We start from the raw sequence: 12572 nt of genomic DNA, 5'->3' as shown, positions 1-12572 counted from the left end.
CCCATGGCACAAACCAATGCATCCCAGCTTGGCAGCCTTCCGGCCATCCCCGGCTTGCCCGCTTTGACCGTAAAAACCAACCCAAATGGAACGCAAGAATACACAGTAACCCTGCAAATTCTTGCCATCATGACGGCGCTGACATTTTTGCCAGCGATTTTAATGATGATGACTTCATTCACGCGCATCATTATTGTGTTTTCTATTTTGCGACAGGCATTAGGTTTACAACAATCACCATCAAACCAGATTCTGATCGGCCTCGCGTTATTCCTTACGTTATTTATCATGCAGCCGGTATTAAATAAGGTGAACCAGGATGCGCTGCAACCTTATCTCAACCAGCAAATCACTGCTCAGGATGCATTAGCAAAAACGGCGGCACCTTTTCATAGTTTTATGCTGGCGCAAACACGTGAATCCGATATTGCACTTTTTGTCGGCATTGCCAAGCATCCACCCATTGCAACACCGGAAGAAACGCCGTTCAACATATTGGTTCCGGCATTTATTATCAGTGAATTAAAAACGGCATTTCAGATTGGTTTTATTATTTTCATTCCCTTTTTAGTGATTGATATTGTGGTATCCAGTGTGCTGATGGCGATGGGTATGATGATGCTGTCACCACTTATTATTTCCCTGCCATTTAAAATTATGTTGTTTGTATTGGTCGATGGCTGGGCCATGATTGTTGGCACACTTGCTGCCAGTTATGGCATATGACGGAGGTAATATCATGACACCCGAAGTCGTTATGGATTTATTTGCAGATGCTTTTTATCTCACTATTTTAATGCTGCTGGTGATTATCGGCCCGGGCCTGATTGTTGGTTTGATCGTCAGTATGTTTCAGGCCGCTACGCAAATTAACGAACAAACGTTAAGTTTTTTGCCTCGCTTAATTGTAACCCTGATTACTTTGATGATTGCTGGCCCCTGGTTGCTGACCAAGTTTATGGATTTGTTCAATCGACTTTTCTCCAGCGTTCCCAGTTTAATCGGCTAGGTTGCTCGCGATGCAAGAACTGATCATCAGTGAAGAGCAACTCAGTCAATTTATCGGTACTTATATTTGGCCGATGTTGCGTATCAGTGCATTCTATTTTGCAGTTCCTGTGATTGGCGCGCGTACCGTGCCGGCGCGCTTGCGGATTATTCTCACCCTCTTCACTACTATGTTGATAGCGCCGGTTTTGCCTGCTGCACCAATTACTTCTTTATTATCAATGCAAGGATTTGTGATGGTAATCCAGGAGGTATTAATTGGGTTGGCGCTTGGGTTTTGTATGCAAGTCGTTATGCATGTTTTTATCCTGGCTGGCCAATTTATGGCGATGAAAATGGGTTTGGGATTTGCGGCGATGAATGATCCCTCCAGCGGTGTAAGCGTAACAATTCTCTCGCAATTTTATTTATTGCTATCAACATTATTGTTCTTAAGTACAAATGGTCATTTGGTGGTATTACAGTTATTGATTGATAGCTTTGCTACCTTTCCTATTGGTGGCGACGGTATGAACAGTGCACATTTTTCCACGATTGTGGATATGGGTTCCTGGTTGTTTAGCGCCGGTTTATTGGTAACCTTGCCACTGTTTACATCATTGATGATTGTGAATATGTCCTTTGGTGTAATGAGCCGTTCCGCACCGCAACTAAACGTATTCACCGTTGGTTTTCCGATCACATTGATTTTTGGTTTTATCCTGATGTGGTTTACCCTGGCCAATTTCCTTCCTGTGTATTACGACATTATGGAAGAGGGAATTGGTACGCTGCGTACTTTGGCATTGAGCCCCTGACAAAGGTGATCTATGGCTGAAGAAGACGACAGCGGTCAGGAAAAAACGGAAGAGGCCAGTTCGCGCAAAATTGAAAAAGCGCGCGAAGAAGGCCAGATTCCCCGTTCACGTGATTTAACTACCACTGTTGTATTATTACTGGCGACTATTGGCCTTTATATTTTTGCAGATTTCATGGCCGATAAAATAATCGGCATTACCCGCGCCAGTTTTGTGATTCCCCGCGAAACTATTTTTGATACCAATGCCATGATCGCCCTGTTGGCCGCTGCAATCTATGATGGCTTATTTAGTATTGCTCCTTTAATGGCCGTTTTAGTGATTGCCTCAATTGCCGGCCCAATTGCCCTGGGTGGATTTATTTTTAGCGGCAAGGCCATGGCGCCGCAATTAAATCGCATGAACCCAATCGCCGGCATCAAGCGTATGTTTTCGCTGAACTCATTAATCGAACTGATTAAGTCAGTTGCCAAGGTCTCATTAATTTTGTGGGCAACCATTTTGATTTTGCAAATGTATGCACAGGATATGTTCCGCATGTCAGACGAGCCTGTTGGCGACGCGATTATCCATTCGCTCGATATCTCGATTTTCGCCACCATCTTGTTATCAGTGACGACTATAGCGATTGCAGCAATTGATATTCCGATCCAGATTTACCAGTACAACAAAAAATTAAAAATGTCGCGGCAGGATTTAAAAGACGAAGCCAAAGACACTGACGGCAAACCGGAAGTCAAAGGGCGCATCCGCCAATTACAACGCGAAATGGCCCAGCGCCGCATGATGGGAAATGTCCCGCAAGCCGACGTCGTCATTACCAACCCCGAACACTTTTCTGTTGCGCTACGATACGACCCGGAAACTATGGATGTACCCATCATGCTCGCAAAAGGCGGCGATCATATGGCGATGAAAATCCGCGAAATCGCCAACGCCCATAAAATTGAAATTATCCAATCGCCTGTATTGGCGCGTGCGATTTTTTATACCACAGATGCCGACGAAGAAATTCCTGCCGGTTTGTATCTTGCGGTAGCGCAGGTTCTTGCGTACGTATTCCAATTGCGTAATTACCGCAAAGGTAAAGGTGATAGGCCGCAATATCCGCGCAACATCAACGTGCCGCGTGAGATGCGGTATGACGCTAAAGGTAAACTTGAATAAAATTTTCCCGCTGTTTATGAATTAATTCAAATAGGTACGCTTCTTGCGATAACACGGAAAACCGACTTAAACCGTCAAGAATCCGTGACTATGGCGCTACCGACTTTTAACCAACTCAATAACGTGAACGGCAGGGCCGTCCTTGGTTCTATCAAAGGGGCTGGACGCGGCAATCTGGGTATTCCCATTTTGCTGATGATGCTGTTGGCAATGATTATTTTGCCGATTCCACCATTGCTGTTGGACGTGTTCTTTACTTTCAATATTGCGCTCTCACTGGTTGTGTTGCTGGTGAGTATCTATGCGTTGCGGCCGCTGGATTTTGCGGCCTTCCCGACGATTTTGTTAATTGCCACCTTATTGCGCCTCGGATTGAACGTGGCGTCCACCCGTGTTGTTTTGCTGGAAGGGCATAACGGTGGCGATGCGGCCGGTAAGGTGATTGAGGCGTTCGGTCATGTGGTGATTGGCGGTAATTTGGCAGTGGGTATCGTGGTGTTCATCATTTTGATGATCATCAACTTCGTGGTGGTTACCAAAGGTGCTGGCCGTATTTCGGAAGTGAGCGCGCGTTTTACATTGGACGCGATGCCCGGTAAACAAATGGCGATTGACGCGGATTTGAACGCGGGTTTGATCGACCAGGACCAGGCGCGTACACGTCGCCAGGAAGTCGCTGCGGAAGCAGATTTCTACGGTGCGATGGACGGTGCGAGCAAGTTCGTACGCGGTGACGCGGTCGCGGGCATCATGATCATGTTTATCAATATTTTCGGTGGGTTGGCTATCGGAATGCTCCAGCATGACCTGGACTTCAATACGGCATTCGAGCACTACACAATCCTGACCATTGGTGATGGCCTGGTAGCACAAATTCCCGGCTTATTGCTGTCGGTTGCCTCAGCGATTCTGGTAACCCGTGTTAACACCGCCCAGGACATGGGTAAACAAGTCGTTTCGCAAATGTTTACCTCACCCAAGGCGTTGGCAGTAGCGGCGATTATGTTGGTAGTTATGGGTTCTGTACCGGGCATGCCACACCTCGCATTTTTGAGTTTGGGTTTGTTGTGCGCAGGCTTGGCTTATTACATTCACTGGCGTAAGCAACAACCTGCTGCAGTGGAAGACAATTCATTTATCCCAGCTGGTGCACGTTTGGCCAGTGAGGGGCCATCTTCAATGCCTTCTGGTAGTGGCGCCAGCATCGCTCCGCAACCGCGTTCCGTTCCGGCATTGCCATCGGGTGCGCCTGAATCTCCGGAACTGGGTTGGGATGACGTTCAACCTGTGGATGTGATTGGGCTGGAGGTCGGATATCGCCTTATTCCTATGGTCGATAAAAACCAGGGTGGGGAATTGTTAGGTCGTATTAAGGGGGTGCGTAAAAAGTTATCACAGGAAATGGGTTTCCTGATCCCGTCGGTACATATCCGTGACAACCTGGATCTTAACCCTACCGGTTATCGCATTAGCCTGATGGGCGTATCCATGGCGGAAGCGGATGTTTATCCGGATCGCGAGTTAGCAATTAACCCAGGTCAGGTATTTGGCTCCATTGACGGGATCAAAACCAAGGACCCTGCCTTTGGCCTGGATGCTATCTGGATCAGCCCCAACCAACGGGAGCAGGCCCAAACATTGGGTTATACCGTAGTAGACCCGAGCACCGTGGTTGCTACCCATCTCAACCAAATCTTGCAACATCACACCTTTGAATTGCTCGGTCATGAGGATGTACAGAAGCTGCTGGATATGCTGGCCAAAACTTCCCCCAAACTGGTGGAGGAATTAGTACCGAATACCATCAGCATTAATACCTTATTGAAAGTGCTGCAGAACCTGTTGCGTGAGCGGGTACCGATTCGCGATATCCGCTCCATCGCCGAAGCCTTGGCGGGGACGACAGGCAGGAGTCAAGATCCCGCCGCTTTAACCTCGCTTGCGCGGGTGGCGTTAGCGCGGCAAATCGTGCAAAACATCATTGGAAACGAGCGAAACCTGCCTGTTATCACGCTTGAGCCCAGTTTGGAACAGTTGTTGCTAAATACCGTGCAACAGGCACAAAAAGCTGGCGCTGATGACAGTGCGTTTATTGAGCCTGGTTTGGCGGATCGTTTGCAGCAGTCGTTAATTTCTGCTGCACAGAAGCAGGAAATGTCAGGCAAGCCGTTGGTATTGTTAGTTGCCGCACCCTTGCGCCCGATGCTCTCACGCTTTGTTCGCCACAGTGTTCCGGAAATGCGGGTATTGGCTTATACCGAAGTGCCGGACAACAAACAAATCAGTATTGATGCCAGCGTTGGTGCTGACAGAAAGTAGCTGTTGATACAAAGTAATCCACGTCGCCCCTAGGGGCAGGAGTTGAATATGCAAGTCAAACGTTTCGTAGCTGCTGATATGCGCCGCGCGTTGGAATTGGTTCGCCAGGAATTGGGGCCAGATGCAATTATTCTCTCCAGCAATCGTATCCCGGAAGGGGTGGAGTTGCTGACGACTATGGGGTCGGACCTCGAACTCAAGCAATTACAAAATCGCCCGTTTTCCGAAGCGACCTTTGCGCCAAGCGAACCCTTGCTGAGTGATGGGGAAATTTCTCCGCGTGTGGTAGGAGCGAAGCCAGTGCGTAAAACTGCACCGGTCATTACCGAAGTCCCGCATCATCCGAACTCCGGTAAAACCGGTGCGCAATTGGCGGATGATATTGAAAAAGCACGCCAACGCATGATGGCGGCGCGCAAGGCAGAAGAGTCTGCGAAAGAATTTCTGGTGGGCAAAAATACCCTGGTCAATGCCGGTATTCCCCGCCACGCAGCCGCGACAACTGCAAGGCCAAAAACCGGTATGAGCGCGGCGGAAAGATACCCGTTAGTGGACGATATTACTGTAGCGGCAAAACCGGCGTTGTCGAAAGAGTCGCTGTCATTTCGCGAAACGTTATTTCAGGAATCTCGCACTAAAGAATCTGCTGCGCTTAACGCTGACGTAGCGAAAGATTCGGCGGATCAAAATGCACAACTTTCCGAGCTGCAAGCGGAAATTGCCGATATGCGTTTCTTGCTCGAACAACAATTGGATCGCCTGACTGGCCAACAAACTATCCCAACCGATTCACCAGTGTTGGCGAGTGTGAGTCGTCGCCTTGAACGTTTGGGGCTACCTAAAGATGTTGTGGGCAACGTAATTAAAGCCTGTACCAAAAACAAAACCCTGAGCGATGCATGGCCGGATGCGTTGGCGAACCTCGCCCATCAATTACCGATTAATGGTCGCGATATTGTGGAGCAGGGCGGTGTATTCGCCTTTGTTGGCCCCACCGGTGTCGGTAAAACCACGACCATCGGCAAGCTTGCCGCGCGTTATGTGTTGCAGCATGGCGCCGACAAAGTTGCGCTGATTACGACGGATACCTATCGCATTGCAGCACATGACCAATTGCGTTCACTCGCGCGTATTTTGCGCGTGCCGGTACGGGTGGTGGATGAAGCGAATCCGCTGGATACCGTATTGCGCAGCCTGCGCCATTGCAGTCTGGTGTTAATTGATACCGCCGGTTTCCGCCATGGAGACCCGCATTTGAAAGCGCAGTTGCAAGCGCTTGCCGGGCAGCAGCAGGTAAAAACCTATCTGGTGATGTCGTGCAACAGCCAGGCGCAAATGCTGAAAGCATCGATCCATGCTTATGGTGCTGCACGTTTGCAAGGTTGCATCCTGACCAAGCTGGATGAGACGGCGAGTATGGGGGAAGCTCTGGGTGTAGTAATGCAAAACCGTTTGCCAATCGTTTATACCACCGATGGACAGGACATTCCCAAGAACATTGATGTGGCCCGTGCACATCAATTGGTATCCAAAGCTGTCGCGTTGCTCAAAGCGAATGCAGCTTCGGCGGTTTCTTAATCGACCTTTACAGTAAAAGAGCGAGATTTAACCATAAGCACATGATTTTTCGAGTGAAACTGAAATTAGTCAGATGAATTTCCAATCCCAAACTATACTCAGTTCACTATCAGGGCACCCCCTTTGTGGATTAGCTGATCTTCTGGTGAGTGCCTCAAAAAACAGATTTACGTTTCAAATTTACGTTACAAACGGTTGGCGTAACAAAACAGGTGTGGAGCAAGTCAATGAGCCAAGTGCGACCAGTACAGGTGATCGCGGTATCCGGCGGTAAAGGCGGGGTAGGTAAGAGTAATATTTCCGTGAACCTGAGCATTGCTTTGGCTGAGTTGCGTCGTCGCGTGGTATTGCTGGATGCTGACCTCGGTCTTGCCAACGTGGATGTGCTGCTTGGTGTGCGTGCAACCCATACGCTAGCGGATGTATTGGCAGGTACCCACAGTTTGAGCGAAGTCCTGGTAAATGGCCCCGGTGGCATGAAGATTGTTCCGGCGTCATCCGGCGTGCAGCGCATGGCGGAATTAAGCACCGCTGAGCATGTGGGATTAATTAACGCATTTAATGAACTGTCTGATCAGGTCGACATATTAGTCATTGATACCGCCGCAGGTATTTCCGATACGGTAGTCAGTTTTGTCCGCGCCGCCAATGAAGTCATTATTGTGGTTTGCGATGAACCTTCTTCAATCACGGATTCCTATGCGCTCATTAAATTGCTCAACAAAGAATACGGTATGTTCCGTTTCCGTGTTGTCGCCAATATGACGCGCACACCGCAAGAAGGGCTCAACATGTTTAACAAATTGAATACTGTGTGCGAAAAATTCCTGGATGTCAGTTTGCAATTCGTGGGTCAGATTCCCTTTGACGAAAACGTACGCAAAGCGGTGCAAAAACAAAAAGCACTGCTGGAGTTTGCACCATCATCCAAAGCATCAGTTGCCATTCGCGCCCTTGCGCAGGCAGTGGATAAATGGCCCTTACCCAATACTCCAACCGGGCGATTGGAATTTTTTGTTGAACGTTTATTACAGGCCGCCAATGCGCGCTAAGCTGAATTTGTATTTAGAAAACCTGAATGAGTTGTTGCGTGGTTATGGGATGGATAAATCAACATCTTATTATTGCAGCAAAGAAGGTGTTCGATGGCCGCAGTCAATGGTTTAGCCATGTACGATAAAAAAATCTTACGCGATCCGCCAATCAATATCGAAGACTACGCACCTTTGGTTAAGCGTATTGCCTATCACATGATGATGCGTATGCCGGCAAGTGTGCAGGTAGACGATCTTATTCAAGCTGGCATGATCGGCTTGATCGAAGCTTCCCAAAAATATGACATGTCGCGCGGCGCCAGTTTTGAAACTTATGCCGGCATCCGCATTCGCGGTGCAATTGTGGATGAAATGCGCCGCGGTGATTGGGTACCGCGCTCTGTGCACCGCAATGCACGGCGCGTAGCGCAAGCGATTGCCGCCGTTGAGGCACGCACTGGTCGCGATGCATCTGACGCACAAGTTGCGGAAGAATTGGGTGTTTCGCTCGACGAGTATTTTGTAATGCTGCAAGACTCCAGTAGCAGTCGCCTCTACAGCTACGAGGAAACCTTTGGCGAAGAAGATAGCAATATCGATGCCTCAGAGCACAGCAGCGCGTTTGCCAGCCCACTTGAAGGGATGCAGCGCGATGGACTTAAAAAAGCCCTGGTGGATGCGATCCGCCAACTGCCCGAGCGCGAGCAAATGGTACTTTCCCTGTACTACGATCAAGAATTAAACCTGAAAGAAATCGGTTTGGTATTGGGTGTCAGTGAGTCGCGTGTAAGCCAGATTCACAGCCAGGCAGCCGCTCGCTTGCGCAATAAATTGGGTGATTGGCAGCCCGCCTGATTGATTAAATACCGTACTTATTGATTAAGAAATGCAGGATGGCCGGTGAGATAGGTTCGAATAATCTATACATACTGGAAATTGAGCTATGATTTGCATTAAAAGTTGAAGATTTGCGTGCCGTAACTGGCCGATGCTTTAACTCCTACTAGACTATGAGTAAATGAAAATCCCGTCGGGGTTAGTGGAGGTTACGTTGGATAAGAATATGAAAATCCTGATTGTTGACGACTTTTCAACAATGCGACGGATCATAAAAAATTTGCTGCGCGACCTGGGTTTTTCCAATACCCACGAAGCAGATGATGGTGTCACCGCATTGCCAATGCTGAAAAGTGGTGATTTCCAGTTTTTAGTGACCGACTGGAATATGCCTGGCATGACCGGTATCGATTTATTAAAAGCAGTTCGTGCCGATGAAAAATTGCGCACCTTGCCGGTCTTGATGGTAACTGCCGAAGCCAAGCGCGACCAGATTATTGAAGCGGCCCAGGCCGGTGTGAATGGTTATGTTGTTAAACCATTTACGGCACAAGCCCTGAAAGAAAAAATCGAGAAAATTTTTGATCGAGTAGGTTAATCGCCTCGGATCAAATAATAAAAAGGCGTTGCCATGGCATCTGACATCCAAACATCCGTCAATAATGAATTCGTCGTTGAATTGAAAGAGTGCGCCAAGCTGCTCACTGAAAAGTTGCAAAGCAACCAGTTCGAAGATGCATCCGTATTGATACACACCATCACCCAATCCCGTGATCGCCATATTTTCCAATCCGTAGGGCGATTAACGCGTGGGCTGCACGATGCCATCGTCAATTTCAATGTCGATGCCGACCTCTCCAAAGAACCGCCAAAAATTCAAAACTCGGATATTCACGATGCCTCCAATCGTTTGAATTACGTGATTGAACTTACGCAAAAAGCGGCGGAAAAAACCATGGATATGGTTGATGAAGCTGCGCCTATTGCAATGAACCTCGGGCAAGAAGCAACCAGTTTGCGCGATGAATGGGCGCGGCTTAAGCGCCGTGAAATGAGCCTGGATGAATTTCGTTTGCTCTATGACCGGATGGATGTTTTTTTAGGGCAAATGGTGACAGGCACTGAGCAATTAAATAAAAATTTGCAAGATATTGTTTTGGAACAAGGCTTTCAGGATTTAACCGGGCAAGTATTAAAGCGTGTTATCGGTTTAATTAATGAAGTGGAAAAGGATTTGGTAAGCCTGGTGCGTATTGCTGGTCAGGTAGAAGAAATTACTGGCCTTGCAGATGATCGTGAAACTATCGCTCACGACATGGAAATTATGCACAAGCGAAAAACCGAAGCCGAAGGGCCGCAAATTAATAAAGACCGGCCTGATGTAGTTGCAGGGCAAGACGAAGTTGACGATCTCTTGTCGAGCCTTGGCTTTTAGTTGCTGGATACTTGAGGAATCTTGAATGAGTTTTGGTGATGACGAAGACATTCTCCAGGATTTCCTGGTAGAGGCGGGGGAAATCCTCGAACGCCTCAGCCAGCAATTAGTGGATTTGGAGCAGCGTCCTGAAGACAAAGATTTATTGAATGCTATTTTTCGTGGTTTTCACACCGTAAAAGGTGGTGCCGGATTTTTATCATTAACTCCCATGGTGGAGTGTTGCCACGTCACTGAGAACCTGTTTGATATTTTGCGCAATGGCAAACGCACTGTTACGTCTGAACTAATGGACGTGGTGTTGCAAGCATTGGATATGGTGAACCAACAATTCGAATTGGTTTCCCAGCGCGAAGAATTGCCGCCAGTTGATCCTTCATTAATCCATGCGTTGGAGCGATTGGTTTCTTGTGAAGACTTACAAGAGTCGTCTGTTGCTCCTGCAGAAATTGAAGTTGCTCCTGCGCCTGAAACAGAAGTAATAGAACCGGTAACAAATACAACAACAGTTGGCGGCGATATTACGGATGCTGAATTTGAACAATTGTTGGATGCCATTGCCGGTAAGCCACCAACCCCAACCGCTCCGGCAGCTGCTGTGTCTGCTGCATCATCAACGAGCGATGAAATTTCTGAAGATGAATTTGAAGCGTTACTGGATCAATTACACGGTAAAGGTAAAGGCCCGGGTGATGTTGTTGCATCCACACCAGCGGCGGCTCCGGTAGCTGCAGCACCGGTAACAACGAGTTCAACATCCGATGAAATTTCTGAAGACGAATTTGAAGCGTTATTAGATCAATTGCATGGCAAAGGTAAAGGGCCTGCTGGCGCATCGGCGTCAGTAGTACCTGCGGCGGCTCCTGCTGCTGTTGCGCCACCGGTTCCAGTTTCAACGGGCGGTGATTTAATTACCGATGATGAGTTTGATGCGTTGCTCGATCAATTGCATGGTAAAGGTAAAGGGCCGGGCACCACCGGTGCTTCTGCGCCGGTAGTCGCTCCTGCACCTGCTGCAAAACCCGCCCCCAAACCGGCAGCCGCTGAAATAAAGCCTGCAGTTGCCCCGGTTAAAAAGCCTGAGCCGGCAAAACCTGCTCCTGTTGCAGCCGCTGCTCCAGCACCAGCGGCCGATAAAGACGCGCCGCAAGTGGAAACCACGGTGCGTGTTGATACCCAGCGCCTTGACGACATCATGAATATGGTGGGTGAATTGGTATTGGTGCGTAACCGTTTGGTACGTTTGGGCAACAGTTCAACGAATGAAGCGTTGGTAAAAGCGGTTGCGAATCTGGATGTGGTGACAGCAGATTTGCAAACGTCGGTAATGAAAACGCGGATGCAACCGATCAAAAAAGTATTCGGTCGGTTCCCGCGCGTTGTGCGCGATTTGGCGCGTAGCTTGCGCAAAGAAATCAATCTGGAATTAGTGGGCGAAGAAACTGATCTGGATAAAAATCTAGTTGAAGCGCTTGCTGATCCATTAGTGCATCTAGTACGTAATTCCGTTGATCACGGCATTGAGTTTCCTGAAGTGCGTGAAGCAAATGGCAAATCACGTACTGGCCAGGTAGTGCTTGCCGCTGAGCAGGAAGGCGATCATATTTTATTATCTATTAGTGATGACGGTGCGGGGATGGACCCGGCAAAATTGCGTCGTATTGCTGTAGAAAAAGGCATGTTTGATGAGGACACTGCCAATCGTTTATCCGATACAGAAGCCTATAATTTAATTTTTGCCCCGGGTTTTTCAACCAAAAAAGAAATTTCCGATGTGTCGGGTCGCGGTGTGGGAATGGATGTGGTGAAAACCAAAATCACCCAGCTAAATGGCACAGTGGAAATTAAATCTGAATTGGGCAAAGGCACTCGTTTTATTATTAAAGTGCCGTTGACGTTAGCGATCATGCCCACACTGATGTTTATGTTGGGGCAGCAAACATTTGCGTTCCCGTTAGTCAGTGTGAATGAAATTTTCCACATGGATCTAACCAAAAGTCATATCGTAGATGGACAGGATTGTGTCGCGATTCGCGATCAAGCCATTCCATTGTTTTATATGAAGGACTGGTTAGTGAAAGGCGCGTATGGTGATCGCCCGGATAATGCCCATGTTGTTATTGTTACTGTAGGAACCCGTCGTGTCGGGTTTGTGGTAGATCAATTAATTGGCCAGGAAGAAGTGGTAATAAAACCGCTTGGGAAAATGTTGCAGGGAACACCGGGCATGGCCGGTGCAACCATTACCGGTGACGGTACCATCGCATTGATTTTGGATATCCCCAGCCTATTACGTCGCTACGCAAAAGGATCGACGAGTTGGGGACACAATTAATCTATTCAATAAAACGCCTGTATTGCAGGCGTTTTCATTGGAACTGTTTTCCAAAGCAGTTG

General features: G+C 48.2%; 11 protein-coding genes. All 11 read left to right on the top strand.

Annotated features, from left to right (window positions below; all coding sequences use genetic code 11):
- Positions 1-3: 3 nt before the first annotated feature.
- The 11 genes from fliP (at position 4) to A596_RS09160 (ending at position 12510) form a co-directional block, all read left to right on the top strand.
- Positions 4-726 (top strand): flagellar type III secretion system pore protein FliP, encoded by a 723-nt coding sequence (gene fliP, locus A596_RS09210; RefSeq protein ID WP_152600151.1) that lies wholly within the window; start codon positions 4-6, stop codon positions 724-726.
- Positions 727-739: 13 nt separating this feature from the next.
- Positions 740-1009, top strand: coding sequence for a flagellar biosynthesis protein FliQ (gene fliQ, locus A596_RS09205; RefSeq protein ID WP_039913872.1), 270 nt, complete (start codon positions 740-742; stop codon positions 1007-1009).
- A 10-nt stretch (positions 1010-1019) separates the two neighbouring features.
- Entirely contained in the window at positions 1020-1805 is a 786-nt protein-coding gene (gene fliR / locus A596_RS09200; RefSeq protein WP_039913870.1) for a flagellar biosynthetic protein FliR, read from the top strand.
- Between the two features lie 12 nt (positions 1806-1817).
- Positions 1818-2972, top strand: coding sequence for a flagellar biosynthesis protein FlhB (gene flhB / locus A596_RS09195; protein WP_039913868.1), 1155 nt, complete (start codon positions 1818-1820; stop codon positions 2970-2972).
- Between the two features lie 90 nt (positions 2973-3062).
- On the top strand, positions 3063-5291 hold the full coding sequence (flhA, locus tag A596_RS09190; protein WP_039913866.1) for a flagellar biosynthesis protein FlhA: 2229 nt from the start codon (positions 3063-3065) through the stop codon (positions 5289-5291).
- A gap of 48 nt (positions 5292-5339) precedes the next feature.
- On the top strand, positions 5340-6869 hold the full coding sequence (gene flhF, locus A596_RS09185) for a flagellar biosynthesis GTPase FlhF (RefSeq protein ID WP_039913865.1): 1530 nt from the start codon (positions 5340-5342) through the stop codon (positions 6867-6869).
- Between the two features lie 227 nt (positions 6870-7096).
- Complete coding sequence (locus A596_RS09180; RefSeq protein WP_039913864.1) at positions 7097-7921, top strand: MinD/ParA family protein; 825 nt, start codon at positions 7097-7099, stop codon at positions 7919-7921.
- A gap of 93 nt (positions 7922-8014) precedes the next feature.
- Entirely contained in the window at positions 8015-8758 is a 744-nt protein-coding gene (locus A596_RS09175) for an RNA polymerase sigma factor FliA (protein ID WP_084128170.1), read from the top strand.
- 196 nt (positions 8759-8954) lie between these two features.
- Complete coding sequence (cheY, locus tag A596_RS09170; protein WP_039914554.1) at positions 8955-9338, top strand: chemotaxis response regulator CheY; 384 nt, start codon at positions 8955-8957, stop codon at positions 9336-9338.
- 33 nt (positions 9339-9371) lie between these two features.
- Positions 9372-10175: a protein phosphatase CheZ gene (locus A596_RS09165; protein ID WP_039913863.1), complete on the top strand. Its 804-nt coding sequence runs from the start codon at positions 9372-9374 to the stop codon at positions 10173-10175.
- Between the two features lie 25 nt (positions 10176-10200).
- Positions 10201-12510, top strand: coding sequence for a chemotaxis protein CheA (locus A596_RS09160; protein WP_039913860.1), 2310 nt, complete (start codon positions 10201-10203; stop codon positions 12508-12510).
- The last annotated feature ends 62 nt before the right edge of the window (positions 12511-12572 follow it).

Origin of the sequence: Cellvibrio mixtus subsp. mixtus J3-8, from assembly GCF_000766945.1 — a bacterium.
Taxonomy (GTDB): Bacteria; Pseudomonadota; Gammaproteobacteria; order Pseudomonadales; family Cellvibrionaceae; genus Cellvibrio; species Cellvibrio mixtus_A.
The sequence above is the reverse complement of the archived record's forward strand: the minus strand, read 5'-3'. Positions and strand labels throughout refer to the sequence as shown.